This is a genomic window from Proteus mirabilis ATCC 29906 (assembly GCF_000160755.1).
Taxonomy (GTDB): domain Bacteria; phylum Pseudomonadota; class Gammaproteobacteria; order Enterobacterales; family Enterobacteriaceae; genus Proteus; species Proteus mirabilis.
On record NZ_GG668579.1, the window covers coordinates 474,246 to 498,633 of the forward strand.

17 protein-coding genes are annotated in these 24,388 nt (G+C 38.9%); 8 read left to right on the plus strand and 9 right to left on the minus strand.

The features are described from left to right. Positions 1 to 1,865 (plus strand): glycerol-3-phosphate 1-O-acyltransferase PlsB (gene plsB / locus HMPREF0693_RS13065; RefSeq protein ID WP_004245911.1); only part of this gene is annotated, 1,865 nt, incomplete at its 5' end. A gap of 113 nt (positions 1,866 to 1,978) precedes the next feature. On the opposite strand, the gene ubiA is transcribed toward plsB, so the two are convergent. The 3 genes from ubiA to pgi all read right to left on the minus strand — a co-directional run bounded on the left by ubiA (position 1,979) and on the right by pgi (position 5,239). Continuing rightward, a complete protein-coding gene (ubiA, locus tag HMPREF0693_RS13070) occupies positions 1,979 to 2,833 on the minus strand; it encodes a 4-hydroxybenzoate octaprenyltransferase (protein ID WP_004249157.1) in 855 nt (284 codons plus the stop codon). A gap of 28 nt (positions 2,834 to 2,861) precedes the next feature. Continuing rightward, entirely contained in the window at positions 2,862 to 3,371 is a 510-nt protein-coding gene (gene ubiC, locus HMPREF0693_RS13075) for a chorismate lyase (RefSeq protein ID WP_004245914.1), read from the minus strand. Positions 3,372 to 3,592: 221 nt separating this feature from the next. Continuing rightward, positions 3,593 to 5,239 (minus strand): glucose-6-phosphate isomerase, encoded by a 1,647-nt coding sequence (gene pgi / locus HMPREF0693_RS13080; protein ID WP_004245915.1) that lies wholly within the window; start codon positions 5,237 to 5,239, stop codon positions 3,593 to 3,595. 264 nt (positions 5,240 to 5,503) lie between these two features. On the opposite strand from pgi, the gene lysC reads away from it, so the two are divergent. Then, positions 5,504 to 6,874 (plus strand): lysine-sensitive aspartokinase 3, encoded by a 1,371-nt coding sequence (lysC, locus tag HMPREF0693_RS13085; RefSeq protein WP_004245916.1) that lies wholly within the window; start codon positions 5,504 to 5,506, stop codon positions 6,872 to 6,874. 136 nt (positions 6,875 to 7,010) lie between these two features. Continuing rightward, entirely contained in the window at positions 7,011 to 7,679 is a 669-nt protein-coding gene (locus HMPREF0693_RS13090; RefSeq protein ID WP_004245917.1) for a hypothetical protein, read from the plus strand. Between the two features lie 71 nt (positions 7,680 to 7,750). Here HMPREF0693_RS13090 and HMPREF0693_RS13095 read toward each other — a convergent pair whose 3' ends face one another. Both HMPREF0693_RS13095 and metH read right to left on the minus strand, forming a co-directional pair. Further along, positions 7,751 to 8,329 carry a hypothetical protein gene (locus HMPREF0693_RS13095; RefSeq protein ID WP_004249153.1) on the minus strand — a complete coding sequence of 193 codons (579 nt, stop codon included), beginning with the start codon at positions 8,327 to 8,329 and terminating at the stop codon, positions 7,751 to 7,753. Positions 8,330 to 8,462: 133 nt separating this feature from the next. Further along, on the minus strand, positions 8,463 to 12,134 hold the full coding sequence (gene metH, locus HMPREF0693_RS13100) for a methionine synthase (protein WP_036932456.1): 3,672 nt from the start codon (positions 12,132 to 12,134) through the stop codon (positions 8,463 to 8,465). A gap of 263 nt (positions 12,135 to 12,397) precedes the next feature. Between metH and iclR the strand changes: the two genes are divergently transcribed. The 3 genes from iclR (at position 12,398) to HMPREF0693_RS13115 (ending at position 16,116) form a co-directional block, all read left to right on the plus strand. Then, positions 12,398 to 13,234, plus strand: coding sequence for a glyoxylate bypass operon transcriptional repressor IclR (iclR, locus tag HMPREF0693_RS13105; RefSeq protein WP_004245921.1), 837 nt, complete (start codon positions 12,398 to 12,400; stop codon positions 13,232 to 13,234). 305 nt (positions 13,235 to 13,539) lie between these two features. Further along, a complete protein-coding gene (edd, locus tag HMPREF0693_RS13110; RefSeq protein WP_004245922.1) occupies positions 13,540 to 15,396 on the plus strand; it encodes a phosphogluconate dehydratase in 1,857 nt (618 codons plus the stop codon). Between the two features lie 78 nt (positions 15,397 to 15,474). Continuing rightward, complete coding sequence (locus HMPREF0693_RS13115) at positions 15,475 to 16,116, plus strand: bifunctional 4-hydroxy-2-oxoglutarate aldolase/2-dehydro-3-deoxy-phosphogluconate aldolase (RefSeq protein WP_004245923.1); 642 nt, start codon at positions 15,475 to 15,477, stop codon at positions 16,114 to 16,116. A 72-nt stretch (positions 16,117 to 16,188) separates the two neighbouring features. Here HMPREF0693_RS13115 and aceK read toward each other — a convergent pair whose 3' ends face one another. The 3 genes from aceK to aceB form a co-directional block, all read right to left on the minus strand. Further along, entirely contained in the window at positions 16,189 to 17,907 is a 1,719-nt protein-coding gene (aceK, locus tag HMPREF0693_RS13120; RefSeq protein ID WP_004245924.1) for a bifunctional isocitrate dehydrogenase kinase/phosphatase, read from the minus strand. A gap of 71 nt (positions 17,908 to 17,978) precedes the next feature. Beyond that, positions 17,979 to 19,286 carry an isocitrate lyase gene (gene aceA, locus HMPREF0693_RS13125; protein ID WP_004245925.1) on the minus strand — a complete coding sequence of 436 codons (1,308 nt, stop codon included), beginning with the start codon at positions 19,284 to 19,286 and terminating at the stop codon, positions 17,979 to 17,981. A 75-nt stretch (positions 19,287 to 19,361) separates the two neighbouring features. Beyond that, the gene (gene aceB, locus HMPREF0693_RS13130) at positions 19,362 to 20,954 is read right to left on the minus strand and encodes a malate synthase A (protein WP_004245926.1); all 1,593 of its coding nucleotides are present in this window, start codon (positions 20,952 to 20,954) and stop codon (positions 19,362 to 19,364) included. Positions 20,955 to 21,296: 342 nt separating this feature from the next. Here aceB and metA point away from each other — a divergent pair, with 342 nt between their 5' ends. Continuing rightward, positions 21,297 to 22,226, plus strand: a complete 930-nt coding sequence (gene metA / locus HMPREF0693_RS13135; protein WP_004245927.1) for a homoserine O-acetyltransferase MetA — start codon at positions 21,297 to 21,299, stop codon at positions 22,224 to 22,226. Between the two features lie 57 nt (positions 22,227 to 22,283). Here metA and HMPREF0693_RS13140 read toward each other — a convergent pair whose 3' ends face one another. Further along, positions 22,284 to 23,387: a glycerol dehydrogenase gene (locus tag HMPREF0693_RS13140; protein ID WP_004245929.1), complete on the minus strand. Its 1,104-nt coding sequence runs from the start codon at positions 23,385 to 23,387 to the stop codon at positions 22,284 to 22,286. 359 nt (positions 23,388 to 23,746) lie between these two features. Between HMPREF0693_RS13140 and idi the strand changes: the two genes are divergently transcribed. After that, on the plus strand, positions 23,747 to 24,292 hold the full coding sequence (gene idi / locus HMPREF0693_RS13145) for an isopentenyl-diphosphate Delta-isomerase (RefSeq protein WP_004245930.1): 546 nt from the start codon (positions 23,747 to 23,749) through the stop codon (positions 24,290 to 24,292). The last annotated feature ends 96 nt before the right edge of the window (positions 24,293 to 24,388 follow it).

Genomic DNA, 24,388 nt, shown 5'->3' on the forward strand with positions numbered 1-24,388 from the left:
CAGTTGGCCCAAAACTACCTGCACGCCAAGATCTCTTCAATAAACTATTGGCATCCAAAGCCATTGAAAAAGCCATTGAAGATGAAGCAAAAGCGAAAAAAATTACGCTTGATAAAGCACGTAAAAATGCCACTGATATCATGGAAGAGATCGCCGCTAATTTCTCTTATGAAGCGGTACGAATGACTGATCGTGTATTAAGCTGGACATGGAATAAGCTCTATCAAGGTATCAACGTTTTTAATGCAGAACGTGTGCGCCAACTTGCGCAAGATGGACATGAAATTGTCTACGTACCTTGTCACCGTAGTCATATGGACTACTTATTGCTTTCCTATGTACTTTATCATCAAGGATTGGTTCCCCCACATATTGCTGCGGGTATTAACCTTAATTTCTGGCCAGCAGGACCGATTTTCCGTCATTTAGGGGCTTTCTTTATTCGTCGAACCTTTAAAGGAAATAAACTTTATTCAACCATCTTCCGGGAATATTTAGGTGAATTATTCTCTCGAGGCTACTCTATTGAATATTTTGTTGAAGGTGGACGCTCCCGTACAGGTCGACTGTTAGATCCTAAAACAGGGACGCTGTCAATGACCGTGCAAGCCATGTTACGTGGTGAGACACGCCCTATTTCCATCGTTCCCATTTATATTGGCTATGAGCATGTCATGGAAGTTGCCACTTATGCCAAAGAGTTGCGTGGTGCGACAAAAGAGAAAGAAGGTTTTATGCAGATGATCAGAGGATTACGTAAACTACGTAACCTTGGTCAAGGCTATGTCAATTTTGGTGAACCTATTTCGCTATCACAATACCTTAATCAGGCAGTGCCTGACTGGCGCGATGATATTGATCCCATTGAGCCACAACGTCCAAGCTGGTTAAATCCTGCAGTTAGTGCGTTAGCGGATAATATTATGGTCAATATTAATAATGCCGCTTCGATTAATGCGATTAACCTTGTCTCTACGGCGTTGCTAGCGTCCCGTCAGCGAGCACTAACTAAAGAACAATTATTAGAGCAAATAGATTGTTATCTACAGTTACTGCGTAATGTGCCTTACTCATCAGATATGGTTGTCCCCGATAAAAGCTCAGAGACATTATTAGCACACGCCTTGCAAACAGATAAATTCCAAGTTGAGCAGGATAGTCTTGGCGATATTATTATATTGCCTCGTGAAAGTGCCGTATTGATGACTTATTATCGCAATAACACCATTCACTTAATGGTTACACCATCATTAATTGCGAGCATTGTCTTGCATCACGAGCGTATACACCGTGATGACTTAATGAAACAGGTAGAATTAATTTTCCCTCTTATCAAAGCTGAGTTGTTTATTCGCTATGAAAAAGAGGAGTTACCTGATGTGGTTAATACACTGATTAGTGAGCTTTGTCGCCAGCGTCTAATTTGCTGTGCTGATGATGGCATATTACGGATCAATCCAGCACGTATTCGCCCATTACAGCTTTTAGCAGCAAGTGTTAGAGAAACGCTACAGCGTTATGGTATTACGCTCTCTCTACTCAATTTTGCTCCTGAAATTAGCCGTGCACTATTAGAAAGAGAAAGCCGCATTTTGGCGCAACGACTTTCTGTATTGCATGGTATTAACGCACCTGAGTTCTTTGATAAAGCGGTTTTCTCCACTTTAGTTTCTACACTGCGTGAAGAAGGTTATCTCAAAGATAATGAAGATATCCTCAAAGCAGATGCCTCTGCACTTTACCAAGTTATTGCGAAATTAATGTCACCAGAAATTCGTTTAACCATTGAGAGTGTAGGCGTTACTGAAGATAACAATTCAGCACAAGCGATTGAGGAAAACCCTGAATCCAACATGGATAAGTAGTTGCTTAATAGCAAATAGCGCTATAATCAGTAATAGAAAAGGGATAAGCAATTGGCTTATCCCTTTTATTTTTATGCAACTTCAGTGCTCAGCTAGTGCTGGTAATATATTTATTAGAAATAATTAAATAAAATACCTGCGAATAAAACAAAACCGACATAATTATTATTCATAAACGCTTGAAAACAAGGGGCTCTTTCCCGTTCAGCAATTAATTTCTGTTGATAAATAAACAGGGCTGTCACGAGTAACAATGACCAATAATAGATCCCTTTCATATTCAGCAAAATGCCAATCGCCACTAATAATGCCAACATTACTAACTGTAAAATACCAATAATGATTTTATCGTAACGACCAAACAGAATGGCTGTCGATTTCACCCCTATTTTTAAATCATCATTGCGATCGACCATGGCATATTGAGTGTCATACACAACAGACCAGATAATATTGACCAAAAAGAGTAACCAACATACTAAAGGTAGTGTTTCAGAAACTGCAGCAAATCCCATAGGGATAGACCAACCAAAGGCCATACCTAAAATTAATTGAGGCAAATTACTAAAACGTTTTACAAAAGGATAAAACCATGCGAGTGCAAGTGCGGCAATAGATAACCAAATGGTCATGGTGTTTAACGTAAGCACTAATCCAAACGAAAACAGCACCAAGACAATAAAGATAATCTTGCTCTCTTTCTCCGTTACAGCACCACTAGGTAATGGTCTATTTTTAGTTCGTTCAACGTTGCCATCAATTTTTCTGTCAGCAAAGTCATTTATTACACACCCAGCGGCACGCATGGAAAACACACCTAGAGTAAATACAATTAGGATATGCCAGTCAGGAAAGCCTTTAGCGGCGATCCATAATGCCCAATACGTTGGCCAAAGTAATAATAGCGCTCCAATAGGCTTATCTATACGCATTAAACGGCTATACGCCTGCCATTTATTGTGCGTCATACTTCCCTCCAATTTTAGCTCCCCCTAACTACTGCTTATATACAGGTGATGCAGGCAAAAACACCTCAGTTAATAATAAAGGTTTATCTGAAAGCTGGAAACGGGAACGACGTAACCAATGTCCATTTTGTTGCCCAATATGAATAAAATCACGACTTAAGGTTGTTTCCTGGAACAGATAACGTCCTAATGGCACCGTACGCAAATTCACTAATTGGCGATCTTCACCCGTTAATGTCTCTTCCGGCACTAATGTTCGCCCTAATAACCAAGGTACATTATCCCCACAAAGGACGATTTCTCTTAGCCAATAGCGTCGGCTATAAGGTAAACACTTTTGTTCATCAGCAGGCTCGATATATTCAATAAAACCTTCTTGATATGGCATTACCGTCACTTGATGGCAATGTTGCTCAAAACGTCGTGTCATTGAACCTAATTCCAGCAGCCAACTTAAGGTATTTTCTGCGACTTCTTCACGCTCTTCATCTGATAACCAGTGAATAGGTGCGTGAGTAATTATGGATTTTTTAAACATTCTTTCATCATCACAACTATGATGATCCTAACTTTATAAATCATTATGCACTAAGGATATCATGATGTAGCGATAGGAAGTTAAAAGCTGATAACATTTCGTATAAATAATCTAAAAAAACGTTAAAAGATAATCAGAATTCACTCAAATTGAGAAAAAACAAAGGAGGTCACCATCAACCTCCTTGGTTATAAGCGCTTAATCACACTTAATTTATTCTCTTAACGCCATGCTTTGTAACGATTAATTAAATTATTTGTTGAACTATCATGACTGTTAACACTTTCCTTACCTTTTAACTCAGGCAATATGCGATTAGCTAATTGTTTGCCCAACTCAACGCCCCATTGGTCAAAGGTGAAGATATTGAAAATTACACCTTGTACAAAGATTTTATGTTCATACATCGCAATTAACGCGCCTAATGAATAGGGAGTGATCTCTTTTAAAAGAATGGAGTTGGTGGGACGATTCCCTTCAAACACTTTAAATGGTGCCACATACCCCATGGTTGCGGGATCTTTTCCTGCTGAGGCAAACTCTGTATCGACTTGCTCACGAGTTTTACCAAATGCCAATGCTTCGGTTTGTGCAAAGAAGTTCGACATTAGTTTTGCATGATGATCAGATAATGGATTATGGCTGATCGCTGGTGCAATAAAATCACAAGGGATCAGTTTGGTTCCTTGATGAATTAATTGATAAAACGCATGCTGACCATTAGTCCCCGGCTCTCCCCAAATAATAGGTCCGGTTTGGTAACTGACTTTGTTTCCATCACGGTCGATATATTTACCATTGGATTCCATATTACCTTGTTGGAAGTAAGCAGCAAAACGGTGCATATATTGATCGTATGGCAGAATCGCTTCAGTTTCGGTACCAAAAAAATTGTTATACCAAATGCCAATAAGCGCCAATATCATCGGAATATTATTTTCAGCTTCAGTGGTTCTAAAGTGATTATCCATAGCATGAGCACCGGACAGTAACTGCTCAAAGTTGTCATAACCAATAGATAATACAATGGATAAACCAATTGCTGACCATAATGAGTAGCGGCCACCAACCCAATCCCAAAACTCAAACATATTTGCGGTATCAATACCAAATTTTTCTACTTCAGCACTATTAGTTGATAACGCAACAAAGTGTTTCGCGACAAAAGCACTCTCTTTAGCCGCAGATAAGAACCAATCTCTTGCAGAGTGTGCATTAGTCATGGTTTCTTGTGTGGTAAAGGTTTTTGAAGCAATCAAGAATAGCGTTGTTTCTGGATCGCATTTTTTCAAGGTTTCTGCAATATGTGTACCATCAACATTAGAAACAAAATACATGGTCAAGTGGTTTTTATAAGGGCGCAGTGCTTCTGTCACCATATACGGGCCTAAATCAGAGCCACCAATACCGATATTGACTACATCAGTAATCGCTTTACCTGTGTAACCTTTCCATTCACCACTAATCACACGCTCACTAAATACTTTCATTTTATGCAATACAGCATTGACTTCTGGCATCACATCTTTGCCATCGACCATAACCGGTGTATTGCTACGGTTGCGTAATGCGGTGTGGAGTACCGCACGATCTTCCGTACAGTTGATTTTTTCACCGCTAAACATGCTCTTTATCGCACCAGCAACATCACACTCTTTAGCCAGAGCCTGTAATTTATCTAATGTTTCTTGGGTGATACGGTTTTTTGAAAAATCGACTAGAATTTGGTCTGAAAACGTTCTTGAAAAGGTGTTAAAGCGTGATGGATCTTGAGAGAACAGTGTTTTCATTTCTGTATCTTTCATCACGGCAAAATGGTCTTCTAATGCCTTCCAAGCTAAGGTATGAGTTGGGTTTACATTTTTCATTCACAATACTCTCTTAAGATTACAATCCGATACTCTCAGATTGTAGCCTGTCATTTAATAGTTACGGTCAATTCTTTCTTATTTGATGATATTCGTCAAAACCATTCAACAAATCTAGTATTAATTACTTACATAGGCAAAACCGATAATCTTTGAGTGATTATTAATTAAATTGATTATCCTTCACTCTTGATTGACTCTTTTGGCAATAACCGATATTCCTAACTGTGTTTAACATCTCACTGGGACTAAAGGAATACAACAATGAAAGATAATACTGCAACACCTTCATCACCTTTTACTATCGCCAAATTTGGTGGCACTAGCGTGGCAAATTTTGCGGCGATGGAAAAGTGTGCAGATATTATCTTAAAACAGAAATCAGTCCGTGTGGTGGTTCTTTCTGCTTCAGCGGGGATCACCAATTTGCTTATCGAACTTGCGACAGGTGTTGAAGCAACACAAAGAGCCGCTTTATTGGCTCAAGTTCGTGATATTGAATACGCCATCATCAATCAACTATCACAAGTAGAAATTATTTCTCAAGAAATAAACCGCTTATTGGAAAATATTGAAATGCTGTCAGAAGCGGCAGCCTTGGCAACTTCTGATGCGTTAACCGATGAGTTAGTCAGCCACGGTGAATTGATGTCAACGTTATTGTTTGTTGAACTGTTACGTGAAAAAGGAATAAGTGCAGATTGGTTTGATGTCAGAAAAGTAATGAAAACCAACGATCTGTTTTGTCATGCTGAGCCAGATATGGCGCAATTAACTGAGTTAACACAAAGTTTAATTCAGCCCCGCTTAACAGAAACCGTGATTGTTACCCAAGGTTTTATCGGACAAGAGCCTAAAGGAAAAACCACCACCTTAGGACGTGGCGGAAGTGATTATACTGCGGCACTGATTGGTGAAGCATTAGGGATGTCACGTGTCGATATTTGGACTGATGTACCTGGTATTTATAGCACTGATCCAAGAATAGTCCCGCAAGCACATCGTATTGATCATATTGCCTTTGATGAAGCGGCTGAAATGGCAACCTTTGGTGCTAAAATTCTCCATCCCGCAACGTTATTACCTGCAGTGCGTAGTGGCATTCCTGTGTTTGTCGGCTCAAGCAAAGCACCAGAAGAAGGTGGTACATTGGTTTGTGCACAAACTGATAATCCTCCTGTGTTTCGTGCCATTGCACTACGTAGAAACCAGACACTACTTACCCTGCATAGTTTGAAAATGCTTCATGCCCGTGGTTTTTTGGCAGAAATATTTACCATTTTATCACGCCACCATATTTCGGTTGATGTGATAACCACATCAGAAGTCAGTATTGCTTTAACATTGGATACCACAGGTACCACTAGCTCATCAGGCAGTCTGTTAACTAATGCTTTATTAACAGAATTATCCGCATTATGTCGCGTGGAAGTAGAAGAAGATCTGGCATTGGTCGCTATCATTGGTAATTCACTATCGCAAGTAAATGGCTTAGGAAGCCAGATTTTTGGCACTTTAGAGGATTATAATATTAGAATGATAAGTCATGGTGCGAGTACCCATAACTTATGTTTATTAGTGGATGGCAAAGATGCAGATAATATTGTCAGAAAACTACACGATACGTTATTTTAAATAATGAATAGTTACATTCTAAAGGGAGCCAATGCTCTCTTTAGATTTTTTAAACCACACTTATGAAGTATATTTGCAATCTAATATCTCGTTAAAAAGATAATATTAATATTATTATTATTTTTTAAGGAAATTTATGAGTATTGCATCCTCTTATGATATTTGTCACATTGTTAAAAATAAAGTAAAAAATAAATTAGATCTATTTTTACATACAAATAAATATTTAAATCAGCTACGAAGTGAAATAGTGTCACTAAAAAACTCTAACAATACTCCTGACAGTTTAAATATAAATAAACAACCATTGATAGGAAAAGGACTTAGTGAAATAGAAAAAAATATTGAATTTATTGATAGGATACTTGATCAGGAAAATAAAAATCTACAACAATATAAAAGAGATTTGAATTCATTCAAGACAAAACACCTACCGTATCCTTCTTCCCAAAAGGATATTACAAATATGAATAAAACATTATTATCTAATATTTCAAACAAGATAAGTAATATAAAGGATATAAAGGATGATTTAATAAAACAGCGTACTGAATTAAATAATCGTAGATCATTATCTAAAATCACCACAATAGATTTTTTATATTACGTTGAACATAAACCATTTTATATAAAAAAGGAAAATATATCTTTCAGTGAAATTGATATTCAATGCATTCACAACATGAAGAAAATATATGACAACATATGGTTTAAAAATGTAGAAGATAATTTAAAATCAAAATTATATTCTGATATTATCAAAGAAATAGATAAAGAAAAACCATCAAATAAAGTAGTTACGTAAAGTATTAATCATTATTCTCTAATTGTTAGTCATCTTAAGTAGGCTCCTTATAAAAAGCCTACTTTCATCGTTTAATATACCCGATAACCACCATATTTTTTAGCAAATTGATTAAATTTACCAAAATCAATCAACGCGATTTCTAACGAGCGATATGCAATATGAGACATCTTAGCCACTTGTTCCACAAATACATGGTTATCTTCAAGAAGCTTAGCTGTAAGTGCTGAGGCAATAATCTCACACTCTTTCGGTGTCACAATCCAACCATCATTTGTAGCAAACTTATAAATTGGAATACACCCTTCTTTTTCACTCTCTTTAGCTAACAATGCCTCTTCTTCTTGCATAGCTTGCTTAAATAGTGTGATCTCTTCTTCTAGGGGGGCTGGATGTGTAGGAATATGATGATAAATATAGTCACCAATTTCTTCCATGCGCGCCGGTGTCATTTCAGCCTTAAGCCAAATCTTATCAAACATTTTTTCATCTAATAATGCATCTGTATCCAAATTCCCTGTTAATTGCATCAGATTTAAAAACGCATTAATGATAACTTCATTTAATGGGTAATTTCCTTTGGCTAAAGAAGGAAAAGGAACTTTAGTGCCAACTGTTGGGGTTTGCTGAAGATACAAAGTATAACTCATCATCATGTCCTTTTTTCTGATACAGGCTTACAGCTTATACATCTTTAATGGGAACTGCGAGAGAAAATAACAAGGGGATATGATTATCACCTTGTTATTTATTACATTATTACAATCTTCAGATACCGTTTAATTAAGGCTCATAGCCTAAATTAGGGGCTAACCAACGCTCAACTTCACTCATACTCATACCACGACGTTTGGCGTAATCTTCCACCTGATCTTTTTGAATTTGAGCGACGGCAAAATATTTACTTTCAGGATGACTAAAATACCAACCCGATACCGAAGCCCCCGGCCACATCGCGTAAGCATCAGTAAGCTTCATACCAATGCGATTTTCTACATTTAACAGTTGCCAAATTTTTGCTTTTTCTGTGTGCTCTGGGCAAGCCGGATATCCCGGTGCAGGTCGTGTTCCTTGATATTTTTCTCTAATCAACTCGTCATTAGAGAGCGCTTCGTCAGGACTGTAACCCCAAATCTTGGTTCTCACTTGTTGATGCAAATATTCGGCAAAAGCTTCTGCAAGACGATCGGATAGCGCTTTTACCATAATTTTATTGTAATCATCATGAGCATTATCATACCCATTAGCGAGTGCATCTTCTTCTAGACCGCCGGTAACTGCAAAAGCACCAAAATAGTCAGCAAGACCACTATCCACAGGGGCAATAAAGTCTGCTAAGCAATAGTTAGGGTACTCTTTTTTTTCTGTTTGTTGGCGTAAATGGCAACAACGTAATAACTCATGCTGTCGCGTTTCATCTTGGTAAATAATAATGTCATCACCAAGGCGATTAGCAGGGAATAAACCAACGATACCTTTCGGTGTCAGTAATTTTTCACGGCTGAGTTTATCCAACATGGCATTCGCATCTGCAAAAACGCGTCTTGCCTCTTCTCCGACAACCTCATCTTCTAATATACGTGGATATTTCCCCGCCAATGACCAAGTCATAAAGAAAGGCGTCCAGTCGATATACTCACGTAAAGTTTCAATATTGGCTGTAACTTGTTGTACCCCTAATTGGTTCGGCTTAGGTGGCGTATAGTGTTGCCAGTCAAGCTGCAATGCATTGGCACGAGCTGTCGCTAAGGAAACGGGAGGCGTACGCGGTTTTTTTCTCGCATACTGCTGACGTACCACTTCATATTCACGGCGTGTTTTAGCGACAAAATCAGCCTTTTGTGTGGCCGATAATAATGCAGCGACCACCCCGACCGTCCTTGACGCATTCTGCACATAAACGGTTGGGTGGCTGTAATTAGGCTCAATTTTTACTGCCGTGTGCGCTTTCGATGTTGTCGCACCACCAATCATTAAAGGAAGAGAAAAACCGCGTCTTTCCATCTCTTTAGCAACATTCACCATCTCATCCAGTGATGGGGTGATCAATCCAGACAATCCAATAATATCAACATGTTCATCAATGGCTGTTTGCAAGATTTTATCGCAAGGTACCATGACTCCCAGATCGATAATTTCATAGTTATTACACTGCAACACCACTCCGACAATATTTTTGCCAATGTCGTGAACATCTCCCTTTACTGTCGCCAGTAACACTTTTCCTGCCGAGCTGCCTGCTTTTTTTGTCGCTTGAATATAAGGTTCAAGGTAAGCTACGGCCTGTTTCATCACCCGTGCCGATTTTACTACTTGGGGTAAAAACATTTTACCTTCACCAAACAGATCGCCCACAGTGTTCATGCCATTCATTAATGGCCCTTCTATCACTTCGATAGGACTCGAAGCTTGTTGGCGGCACGCTTCGGTATCTTCAATGATAAATTCGGTGATCCCTTTCACTAACGCGTACTCTAGGCGCTTTTCGACCTCCCATTGCCGCCATTGCGCAAGCGTAGAGTGCTGTTCCTCACTTTTAGTACCACGATAACGCTCTGCGAGTGCCAGTAAATTATCAGTACTTTCTGCATGGCGATTTAAAATAACATCCTCTACCGCATTACGTAGTTCATCCGGTAATGAGTCATAAATAGCGAGTTGCCCAGCATTGACAATCCCCATATCCATACCATTTTTTACAGCGTAATAGAGAAAAACGGAGTGGATCGCTTCCCGAACGGGATCGTTGCCCCGAAAAGAGAATGACACATTAGAAACACCGCCAGAAATTAAAGCATAAGGCAGTTGAGATTTAATATCCGCACAAACTTCTATAAAATCAACCGCATAATTATTATGTTCAGCAATACCCGTTGCTACAGCAAAAATATTGGGATCAAAAATAATATCTTCTGGTGGAAATCCAGCTTTTTCAGTTAATAGATGATACGCACGCTGACAAATTTCTATTTTTCGCTCTCGAGTATCTGCTTGCCCTATTTCATCAAATGCCATCACAACAACTGCAGCACCATACTTACGAACTAATTTTGCATGCTCAATAAAAAGGGCTTCCCCCTCTTTCATCGAAATCGAATTGACTATTCCCTTACCCTGAATACATTTCAATCCTTCCTCAATGACTTGCCATTTTGACGAGTCAATCATAATCGGGACTTTGGCAATATCGGGTTCACCCGCAATAAGATTAAGAAAACGTGTCATTGCTTCTATCGCATCTAACATGCCTTCATCCATATTGATATCGATGATTTGAGCACCGTTTTCAACTTGCTGACGAGCAACATCAAGGGCTTCTTGGTAATTACCTTCTTTTATTAAACGTTTAAATTTAGCCGAACCTGTCACATTCGTTCGTTCCCCCACATTGACGAACAGCGAATTATCATCAATGACCAAAGGCTCAAGACCTGAGAGTCGACAGGCTTTTTTAATGACAGGTAATGTTCTAGGTGCTATGCCATCAACCGCTTGAGCAATAGCCTGAATATGGGCAGGGGTTGTGCCACAACAACCACCGACAATATTAAGAAACCCAGCTTGCGCCCACTCCTTGATTTGTTCCGCCATCTCATTGGCATCTAAATCATATCCGCCAAAGGCATTAGGTAAGCCAGCATTAGGGTGAGCACTGACATAAGTTTCTGATATTTGGGAGAGAGTTTGAATATATTGGCGTAATTCTTTTGGCCCTAGCGCACAATTTAAACCAAATGATAACGCGTCGGCATGACGTAGTGAGTGATAAAAGGCTTCTGTGGTTTGCCCTGTTAATGTTCTACCTGACGCATCAGTGATAGTCCCTGAGATCATCACCGGTAATTCAATATTAAGATTATCAAACTCACATTTAATCGCAAAAATAGCCGCTTTAGCATTTAGGGTGTCAAAAATGGTTTCCACCATAATTAAATCCACCCCTCCTTTAATGAGTCCGCAGATCGCCTCTCGATAAGCCATCACCAATGTATCAAATGAGATATTACGAAACGCGGGATCGTTAACATCAGGAGAAATGGATGCTGTTCTATTGGTCGGCCCTAATACCCCTGCAACATAACGTGGTTTATCTGGCGTTAATGCACTCCATTTATCAGCACAGGCTCTGGCAAGTTTAGCAGCCTCTTCATTCAATTCTGCACATAACCCTTCCATCTGATAATCAGCCATGGCAATAGAGGTTGCATTAAAGGTGTTTGTTTCCACGATATCTGCACCGGCTTCAAAATAAGCATTATGAATTTCAGTAATGATCTGCGGCTGCGTCAAGACTAAAAGGTCATTATTCCCTTTAACATCACATTGCCAATGGGCAAAACGTTCACCTCGGTAATCTTCTTCTGCCAGCTGATATTGCTGGATCATGGTTCCCATTGCGCCATCAAGGACTAAGATCCGTTTGGCTAATGCTTGCGTAAGCTGCTGAGTTATCATGGTCACATTGCTTCCTCTACCAAAGAATATTGTGTTGTTGTTATTTTCGTTATATAGCAAGTTCGTTGTTTTTTTATCCTATCATATCTCTTTGCAAAGATTCCTAAGAGGAATATGAGAGATTTTCACCTAACCATAACCCGATAACATCAATATTTGTTTTCATATGCTTTGTTTTGAAAAATATACAGATCAGAGGAGTTTTATTACGTTATATAGGTCATAATAGAGGATAATATGGACAGTATTTCTGGAGTGTAAGTATGACCGTCTCCCCTACCAATAAAAAAGCTCGTAAGCCAAAAACACCCGCAACTCAAAGTACTGCACAAGGTGGCCCCGTTCAGTCATTAAGCCGTGGCTTAACATTATTGGAATATATTTCCGAATCTCCAGGCGGTATTGCTTTAACTGATTTAGCTTTTCAAGCAGGACTACCCAATTCCACTACTCACCGCTTACTTACTACTTTGCAACAACATGGTTTTGTACGCCAAGTAGGTGATTTAGGTTTATGGGTAGTAGGCACTCATGCCTTTATTGTCGGTAGTAGCTTTCTGCAAACCCGTAACCTACTGGTTATGGTGCACCCTATATTGCGTCAATTAATGGAAGATTCAGGTGAAACCGTTAATTTGGCTATTCTTGATCAAGTTGAATTTGATGCGGTGATTGTCGACCAAGTACAATGTAATGCATTAATGAGAATGTCTGCCCCAATTGGCGGCAAGTTGCCAATGCATGCATCTGGTGCAGGTAAAGCATTTCTATCCACTTTACCGGAAAATAAGTTACTCCCCCTTTTACAGAAAAAAGGTCTGATGGCCTATACCCCTTATACCAAAACCTTACCTTCCGCATTAAAAGAGAATTTAGAACAAGCTCGTAAACAAGGCTTCTCTTTTGATGATGAAGAGCATGCATTAGGTTTACGTTGTATTGGCGCTTGTATCTATGATGAACACCACCAGCCTTTTGCCGCTATTTCACTCTCTGGCCCCGTATCTAGAATGACAGATTCACGCATTACGGAATTAGGTGCACTGGTGATAAAAGCGGCTAAGCAGATCAGCCGTGAATATGGTGGTGTAAAAAGTTAACCCCGCTAGGCCTTTCTATTTATTTATGTACAAATTAGGAAGGCTTCTCCTTAAATAAAACGATTCAGCTTATGCAAAAATCGTTTTTTTTCATTTTTAGCCGTTAAATATTAAAAAACTGTTACTTATCATCTTAAAAAATTGATATCGATCACAGATGTTGTTTAAGCTTGGTTTAAGAGTATTGCAACTGAGCTTGTTACCCGTAACAATGTTACCGGTAACAAGTTATTGCTAAGCGCTTATATTTTTTCTTATAGCAATAAGTAATGCCGTCACCCTGTGTGAATAAAGGAAGCACTATTATGAACCCGAAAAATCATGACCAGTTTCAGAACAACTTCGCCGCATTAAACGAAACCGTACAACAAGTGACTGAACGTATTGTTGCTCGCTCACAAATAACTCGTCGCGCTTATCTGAAAAAAATTGAAGCTGCTAAAAGCCAAACCGTACACCGTGCCCAGTTAGCTTGCGGTAATTTGGCTCATGGTTTTGCCGCCTGTCAAAGTGAAGATAAAAATTTACTTAAGAATATGGTTCATAATGATATCGCCATCATTACTGCGTATAACGATATGTTATCCGCTCATAAACCTTATGAAGATTATCCACAAAAAATTAAAGCGGCATTGCATACTGTTGGTGCTGTAGGTCAAGTCGCTGGTGGTGTGCCTGCGATGTGTGATGGTGTGACACAAGGGCAAGATGGAATGGAGCTATCACTGCTAAGTCGCGATGTTATTGCCATGTCTGCAGCTGTAGGGTTATCTCATAATATGTTTGATGGCGCCCTTTATTTAGGGATCTGCGATAAAATCGTTCCAGGGCTTACTATGGCAGCACTGTCATTCGGTCATCTGCCTGCAATTTTTATCCCTGCAGGTCCAATGACCAGTGGTTTACCCAATAAAGAAAAGGTGCGTATTCGCCAACTGTATGCAGAAGGCAAGGTCGATCGTAATGCTTTATTAGAAGCAGAAGCAGCCTCTTACCATAGTATGGGAACTTGTACGTTTTATGGTACAGCAAACTCAAATCAAATGGTGATGGAAGCAATGGGCTTACATTTACCTGGCTCCTCTTTTGTTCATCCAGATACTCCATTACGTGAAGCATTAACAGAAGCGGCAGCAAAACAAATTGTACGCTTAACAGAAAACTCGGGGAATTATTTACCTATTGGTCAATTAGTTGACGAAAAGGTGATTGTTAACGGTATTATTGTGCTGTTAGCCACAGGTGGCTCAACAAATCTCACCATGCATTTAGTGGCAATGGCACGGGCGGCGGGCATTATGATTAATTGGGATGATTTTTCTCAATTATCACAAGTTGTGCCATTAATTGCTCGTATTTATCCTAATGGTCCGGCAGATATTAACCAATTCCAAGCGGCAGGTGGTCTTGCTCTTATTATTCGTGAATTACTGAAAAAAGGCTTAATTCATCGCGATGTCAATACGGTGGCAGGATTTGGTATTGAACGCTATACCTTAGAGCCGTGGCTAAATGAAGGTAAACTTGATTGGCGTGAAGGTGCAATACAATCTTTAGATAAAGATGTGATTGCCGATATCAATACACCATTCTCTTCACACGGCGGAACACAGGTGATGGAAGGTAATTTAGGTCGAGCAGTGATGAAAACGTCGGCGGTGCCTGATGAAAATAAAATTATTGAAGCACCTGCTGTTGTGTTTAATAGCCAACATGATATTGCCGCTAAATTTAGCGCCGGTGAATTGAATAAAGATTGTGTAGTCGTTGTGCGTTATCAAGGTCCCCAAGCCAATGGGATGCCAGAATTACATAAACTCATGCCTCCTTTAGGGGTATTGATGGATAAAGGCTATAAAGTGGCATTAGTCACAGATGGTCGTCTTTCTGGTGCATCAGGTAAAGTTCCTGCCGCTATTCATGTAACACCAGAGGCGGTAAACGGTGGACTATTAGCAAAAGTACAAGATGGTGACATTATTCGTGTTAATGGCAAAACAGGTGAATTAACACTCTTAGTTGATGAACAAACCTTAGAAGCTCGCCAAACCGAAATACCTGATCTCAGCGCAAACAATAGCGGTTGCGGTCGTGAGTTGTTCGTTAATTTACGTCGCCATTTATCAGGTGCTGAACAAGGTGCTTGCTGTATTGATTTTTAATACATAAAGTTTTCATTGCCTAATGAGGAGCAAGCCTATTTATTTGCTCTTCATTATTTCTGATTAGGAAAGATAAAGATGAATCATTGGAATACAAGTGCAGAGTCTGTACTAAAATCAGGGCCCGTTGTTCCTGTTATTGTTATTAATCATATTGAAGAAGCTGTACCTGTCGCAAAAGCGTTAGTCGCCGGTGGGGTAAAAGTTTTAGAAGTGACACTACGTACAGACTGCGCTATTGAAGCTATTCGTCGCATTGCTAAAGAAGTACCAGAAGCCATTGTTGGTGCAGGGACAGTGATCAACCCTCAACAATTAGCCCAAGTCACAGAAGCGGGTGCACAATTTGCCATTAGCCCAGGCTTAACCGATGCGCTATTAAAAGCTGCGGTAGCAGGCTCTATTCCTCTTATCCCTGGTATCTCGACTGTTTCTGAATTAATGCTCGGTATGAGTTACGGTTTAAATGAATTTAAGTTTTTCCCAGCAGAAGCTAATGGTGGCGTTAAAGCATTAAAAGCAATTGCAGGACCATTCTCACAAGTACGTTTCTGCCCAACCGGCGGTATTTCGCCTGAAAACTACCGTAACTACCTTGCACTGGAAAGTGTACTTTGTATCGGTGGCTCTTGGTTAGTTCCTAGTGATGCTGTGAAAGCAGGAGATTATCAACGTATTACTGAGCTAGCAAAAGAAGCTGTTGCTGGCGCTCAACATTAATTTAATGCTTTAATTATTACCCAATAAAGATAGGTATATCATTCGATTATCTATCTTTATTACTCTATTTTATTAACCGATATCGTTATCAATAAAACGTTTACTTTGTGGATAGGCGTAAACATCTTCAATATACCCTTGTTTAATTCTTTGCTGCTGTTGTTGCCAGTATTCAGGTGAAAGAAGATCATGATGTTGAGCTTCAAAATAATGACATACTTGCTTATCACAACATAAAAAGTAACGAAACTCTTCAGGAAAAACATCATTTTCAGCAACGCTATACCAAGGCTCACTGGCCAGTTCATCTTCAGGATAGCGAGCGGGAGGAATAGCACGGAAATTCATATCTGTCATATAACTTATTTCATCATAATCATAAAAAATAACGCGATGATGACGTGTCACGCCAAAATTCTTAAATAACATATCACCAGGAAAAATATTTGCGGCAATCAACTCTTTAAGTGCTTGGCCATAATCTTCAACCACAGCTTTTAACTGTTTATCGTCACACTGCTCCATATAGATATTAAGTGGCGTCATACGGCGTTCCATATACAGATGGCTGATCAGTAACTTATCACCTAGATCTTCTAATTTATTGGGGATCTCCTGTTCTAAGATCGCCATTAAGTCGTTACTGATCCGCTTTTTATCAATAACAAAGTTCTCAAACTCTTGCGTATCCGCCATTCTCCCAACACGATCATGCTCTTTCACCAAGCGATAGCACTCTTTGACACGCTCTGCAGTCATTGTTTTTTGTGGCGCAAACCTATCTTTGATCACTTTAAACACTCTATCGTAAGTAGGCAGTGTGAAAACGAGCATCACCATTCCTTTTACCCCCGGAGCTTCAATAAATTGTTCCGATGAAAAATTCATAAAAGCAAGGTATTCACGGTAATATTCAGTTTTGCCATGTTTCTGACAACCAATCGACATATAGAGCTCAGCAATAGACTTTTCAGGGAGAATATCCCGTAACCATGTTACTAATGCCGCGGGAAATGGCGCATAAACCATAAAATAAGAACGAGCAAAACCAAAAACAATACTGGCTTCATCTGTTGTCGTTAAACAGGTATCAATAACTAAGTGCTGTTCAATATTATGAATAGGTAATAACAGGGGAATAAATTGATTATTTATCGCTATCTTACCAATCATCCATGCCGCTTTATTACGGTAAAATAGCTCATTAGCAATGTGAAATACCGCATTTTGTAATTCCTCATGGCTAAATTGCGCATAGAGCGTTTGGCAAATAAATTGAATATCTCGCGATTTATTTTGCCACGGTAAACGCAAAGGTAGGCGCGATAAAATATCTTGCAATAATGCGGGTAAATCACTTTGTATAACAAACGTTCTTGATAAAGGGCGAGGGGCTTGCGCAAAACGATACGCAGGTTGTGATGAAAAAACGAATAAGTTTTTTTTATTAAGCTCTCGATGATGAAATAGACGACAATAGACTGAATTAAAAAAACTTTCAGCAATTTCAAAACGGGGATAGTTAGGTAATAATTGTGTGTATCGCTCTTTGACTTTTTGTAAGAAAACACTTTCTTTATCAATATCATGTCGGATACATCTAAGTTGTTCCACAACTAATCCAACATGATTATCGTATAAGCGGATGCGCTCTTTCATCGCCAATTGAATACCATGCCAATCTGCTTGCTCAAAACGATATTGAGCACCTGACGTTATCTCAAGAAAACGCCCATATTGTGCATCAAAGCCTTGTAAGATCGTTTGAGCGACTAAGTCTTCAGCTGTCATCAACTGACCTCATGAAAAAGAGGAGCATCCTGCTCCTGAATTATCACCACAAAAGTGCATCACAGTAAGGACTAGAATTGTTGCTCTTCAGTAGAGCCAGTTAATGCCGTAACAGATGACATACCACCTTGAATAATCGTCGTCACTTTATCAAAATAGCCGGTGCCCACTTCTTGTTGATGAGATGAGAAGGTGTAGCCTTTCGATAGTGCAGCAAATTCTTTTTCTTGTACCTTTTCAACATAGTGTTTCATACCTTCACCTTTAGCGTAATCATGCGCTAAATCGAACATATTGAACCACATACTATGAATACCCGCTAAAGTGATAAACTGGAATTTATACCCCATCGCAGAAAGCTCATCTTGGAAATGGGCGATCGTGCTATCGTCAAGATTCTTTTTCCAGTTAAAAGATGGAGAGCAGTTATACGCTAACATTTTACCGGGATATTTATCATGGATCGCTTCGGCAAATTTAGCCGCCATTTTCAGATCTGGCGTGGAAGTCTCACACCAAACCAAATCGGCATAAGGGGCATAAGCAAGCCCTCGACTAATGGCCTGATCAATTCCTGCATGAGTACAGAAAAAACCTTCAGCGGTACGCTCACCAGTTAAAAATGAACTATCGTAAGGATCGCAATCTGAAGTTAAGAGATCGGCCGCATCCGCATCAGTTCTAGCAACTAATAAGGTAGGAACATCCGAAACATCTGCCGCTAAACGTGCTGCCACCAGCTTTTGCACAGCCTCTTGCGTAGGTACTAAGACTTTTCCGCCCATATGACCGCATTTTTTCACTGCGGCTAACTGATCTTCAAAGTGAACGCCTGCTGCACCCGCCTCAATCATTGCTTTCATTAATTCAAATGCGTTAAGTACACCACCAAAACCCGCTTCTGCATCAGCAACAATAGGAAGGAAAAAATCAATATAATCTTTATGCTGAGGGCCGATACCATTTGACCACTGAATTTGATCAGCTCGTCTAAACGTATTATTAATACGCTGAACAACATTGGGTACAGAGTCCACTGGGTATAAAGATTGATCAGGGTACATACTGGCAGCAGTATTCGCATCAGCCGCCACTTGCCAACCAGATAGATAAATGGCTTCTAATCCCGCTTTAGCTTGCTGTAATGCTTGCCCTCCCGTTAAAGCCCCCAATGCATTGACATATCCCTTCTTCGACTTACCATTTAATGATGACCAAAGCCGTTGCGCACCACGTCTTGCTAAGGTATGTTCAGGGTTAACGGAACCTCGTAATTTAATGACATCTTCTGCGCTATAAGGACGTTTGATCCCTTTCCAGCGAGGTTGTTCCCACTCTTTTTCTAATTGGGCAATCTGCTCTGATCTACTCATAGACATAAAATAACTCCTATAAATCTGGTAGTGATGATGTTTTATATTTGCAGTTTATAAATACGTTATGACGTATCTTTTTTAATTTAAAAGTTGATAACCCGGTAAAGTCAGAAAATCGACTAATTCATCTTGGGTAGTAATGTTATCCATTAAGGTTGCTGCTTCTTTAAAACGACCTTGCTCAAAGCGGGTATCACCCACTTCTTGGCGAATAACTTCCAGCTCTTCTTTCAACATGTTGCGAAAAAGCGCTTTTGTTACAATCTGTCCATCTGATAATGGTTTTTGATGACGGATCCATTGCCAAATAGAGGTTCGTGATATCTCCGCCGTGGCGGCATCTTCCATTAGCCCATAAATAGGCACACAACCATTACCTGAGATCCACGCTTCAATATATTGCACAGCAACGCGGATATTCGCTCTCATTCCTGTTGCGGTTCTTTCACCTTCACAAGGGGCCAATAACATTTCTGCGGTGATCTTTTCATTACGTTGTACATCAAGTTGGTTTGCTCGCTCTCCTAATACCGCATCAAACGCAGATAACACCGTTTCGGCTAATCCAGGGTGAGCTATCCAAGTACCATCATGGCCATTAGTTGCTTCAAGCTCTTTATCCTCAAATACCTTTTGTAAAATGACACCATTTTGCTCCGCAGAGCGACTGGGGATAAAAGCAGACATTCCTCCCATCGCAAATGCACCACGTTTATGACAAGTTTGAATAAGTAGTCGGGAATAAGCACTTAAGAAAGGTTGAGTCATAGTAATACCCTGTCTATCCGGTAACACACGATCAGGGTAATTCTTCAACGTTTTGATATAGCTAAAGATATAATCCCAACGTCCACAATTAAGGCCCACAATATGCTCTTTCATATGGAATAAGATCTCTTCCATTTGAAATACCGCAGGTAAAGTTTCAATTAATACTGTGGCTTTAATAGTTCCGCTGGCTAAACCGAAGCGTTTTTCAGTGAAATGAAAAACATCACTCCACCATTTTGCCTCTTGCCAAGTTTGTAATTTAGGAATGTAAAAATAAGGCCCGCTGCCCTTTGCCTGTAATGCTTTATAGTTATGGTAAAAATATAAGGCAAAATCAAACAAGCACCCAGGAATAGGTTTTCCCTGCCATAGCACATGCTTCTCAGGCAAGTGTAATCCCCTGACTCGAGCAATTAACACCGCAGGCGATGCTTTTAGTTGATAGCACTTGCCTTGCTCATTGGTATAGGAAATTGTTCCTTTGACAGCATCACGTAAATTAATTTGGCCATCAATAACCTTATCCCATGTCGGGGCAAGTGAATCCTCAAAATCTGCCATAAATACTTTTACATTAGCATTTAATGCATTGATCACCATTTTACGATCTACGGGGCCTGTAATTTCGACCCGACGATCTTGCAAGTCTTTAGGAATTGGATTCACTTTCCATTCTGAGTTTATAATGGAATCTGATTCTGAAATAAAATCAGGAAGCATTCCATTATCCACTTTTTGTTTCCAAATTTCTCTTTCTGCTAATAAGGTGTCACGACGTTCTGAAAACTGACTGACTAAATCAGTTAAAAATGACTCAACATCATGATTTAATATCTCTTTTTCGGCTATTCCAAAAGGTTTGGTGAAGCTTAATGCTTCTGTAGTTAATGATTGTGACATTCTGCATTCCCCTAAAATCTTTTACACACCTGATTAAGATTAATGCAGTTTTTACAAAAATCAAAAATGAATTCCATTTTTATTTAAACATTTTTTAACAATGTGATTACACCAATGTTTTTTGGCTGAATAAAAATGGCTATTTCAAAAATAACTCGAGTGATCTTGGTTTGTTGAATGATTAAACAAACTAAGATCATGCGAAGATCACATAAAGCTCGGCTTATAACATTTACTTATATGAATATTCTTCATATACAGCATCTACACCTCGACTTTTAGATCTGAATTGGCTAAATTCAGGCTTCTAGATGTCTAGATGTTTTTTTAGAGGTTATTGAGATGCCAATCAGAGTACCAGACGAACTACCCGCAGTGAGTTGTTTACGCAATGAGAATGTCTTTGTCATGACATCAAGTAGAGCGAGTATTCAAGATATTCGTCCTTTAAAAGTACTGTTACTCAATCTGATGCCCAAAAAAATAGAAACAGAAAATCAATTTCTACGGTTGCTCTCTAATAGTCCATTACAAATTGATATCCAATTATTGCGTATTGATTCTCGTGTTCCCAAAAATACACCTGTTGAGCATCTTGATACTTTTTATTGTGATTTTGCCCAAATTAAAGAACAGAATTTTGATGGCTTGATTGTAACGGGAGCACCATTAGGTTTAGTTGAATTTGAAGATGTGGCTTATTGGGAGGAAATAAAAGAAATCATTACATGGGCAAAAGAGCATGTTACTTCAACACTTTTTATTTGCTGGGCCGCTCAAGCGGGCCTAAATATTTTATATGACTTACCTAAATATACCTTAAAACAAAAAATTTCTGGGGTATATCGTCATACAACATGTGATCCTTTCGCGTTACTGACTCGTGGGTTTGATGAAACATTCTTTGCCCCTCATTCACGTTATGCTGGTTTTCCTGTTGAGTTTATTCAACAAAATACAGATTTAGAAATATTAGCAACATCAGAGCAAGCTGGGGCTTACCTATTCGCATCTAAAGATAAACGAGTTGTCTTTGCCACAGGTCACCCAGAATACGATCCCAATACATTAGCTGACGAATATCATCGTGATGTTAAAGCTGGATTAGCACCACAACTACCTGAAAATTATTTTCCCGATAATAATCCTAATAAAAAACCTCTTGTATCTTGGCGTAGTCATGGCCATTTACTCTTTGCAAATTGGCTAAATTATTATGTTTATCAAATTACACCATTTGATCTGGCACAGATGAACCCAACTTTAGATTAAAATAAAACCCCAAATTCAATTTATTTGGGGTTTGATATTTAAAAAAAATACTTGAGATTATTTATAGCGATGCGCTAATGCATTCGCTGCAATCATTGCGTTGTAGACATCTTCTTCAGTCACTTTCATCGGCATATTGCCCATGGTATCACCTTCTGCACAAGCAATTTTCGCTACATTACGCCATTCACTTTCAATAAACTCTTTCATTCCCATATCTTCAAGCGTTAATGGCAATTCAGCCGCTTTGATAATACGAATAACTTCATCAATTTCTTCTTGTGGCGCATTTTCTAACACTAATTGTGTTAATAATCCAAATACCACTTTTTCACCATGTTGCACATGATGTAAGGAAGCAACTGCAGACATACCATTATTGACCGCATGAGCGGCTGCTAAACCACCTGCTTCAGCCCCCACACCACTTAAATAAATAGTCGCTTCAATAGTTTGCTCTAAAGCTTGTGTGGTAATTTTATGGCGCACAGCATCCATTGCTTTATCAATATTTTCACTCAATATTTCAAAACACAATTGTGCTAGACCTAAACCTGTACGTGATGGGCGTTGATTAACTAAATTAAGTCCATCAGCTTGATAGCAAGCACGTGCTTCAAAATAAGTGGCTAAAGCATCACCGACACCTGCAGAGAAGAAGCGTTGTGGTGCAGAAGCAATAATCGCGGTATCCGCAATCACCATATCAGGGTTTTGAGGTAAGAATAAGTATTTATCAAATTCACCATTTTCTTTATAAAGAACAGAAAGGGCCGTACAAGGCGCATCTGTAGAAGCAATCGTTGGGAATAAAATAACAGGGAGGTGATGATAATAAGCAACCGCTTTAGATACGTCTAATGTTTTACCACCACCGATACCGATAATAACATTCGCTTTATTTTCAACAACAATCTTACCCAAGCGATCCACTTCAGCTTCTGTACATTCGTAATTAAATTTTTCAACGAAACCAGATAGCCCATTTTCTTTAATTGACGACAAAGCTTCTTTATTTACTTTTTCTAGGAAAAATTCATCGCTGATAATAAAAGCATTATCTCCGAAATCTTTCATATAATTACCAACAGAAGCAAGTAATTGACTACCAATAAAGAATTTTTTAGGGGATGTTACAGAGCGAGGTAATATAGAAGACATAACTAAATTCCTTTATTTAGATTTTGCTACAGTAAGTAGCAGAATTAACATTTATCTTACCCCTCATCAGAATTCGAATCTAGTAAACTCTGTAATAGATATTATCAATATATTCTATTTAGTTTAAAGAAAACAACATGTTAATAAAATAATAAATTTTATAGAATGGCAAGATAGCTTATCGTAAAGAAGATAATTTCCCTTAAACCTTCAATTAAACCTAGAAAACTAAACAACTATATTATGATGTTATCAGTAGCGTTACCCACTAATACCATTAAAGGAACAACACAATTAACCATTATTTGATATACATGCATGGTATATTCGCGTTATAACTCTTTTTTATTTTTACCAAGGTGATTTTTGTGAAAGACGCCGTGATCCTCGTTGATAAAAATGACAATGAGCTAGGAACCATGCCCAAGCTGGAGGCACATATTACTGGTGCCTTACATAGAGCCTTTTCATTATTTATTTTCAATTCTAAGCAACAAATGTTGATCCAGCAACGAGCACTGACTAAATATCACTCTGGCGGTCTATGGGCGAATACTTGTTGTAGCCATCCTTTACCCAATGAACCTCTATCACAAGCAATACATCGGCGTTTAAATGAAGAATTAGGTATGCAGTGTGATATGCAACCTATTGGTACGATTTTATATAATGAGAAAGTCACGGATGATCTTATTGAGCATGAGTTTGATCATCTTTTTTTAGGCTTTAGTGATAAAACACCACAGTGTCATCCCGATGAAGTTATGGATCATCGTTGGATTTCATTAAACGAGCTTTATCATGATGTAGAAAAACATCCTGAAAACTATAGTGCATGGTTCTGCCATATATTAATGGCTCTTGGTATAGAGCAGTTTACTCGATGGAGTAAAAATATTACTTAGTTGCTCTCTTATTGAAATTGATACTTAACTATAAAAAAGTGTTAGCATGACTCAAGGTAAAATACGATCTTCTAAACGCAAAAAAGCCAACCCAGC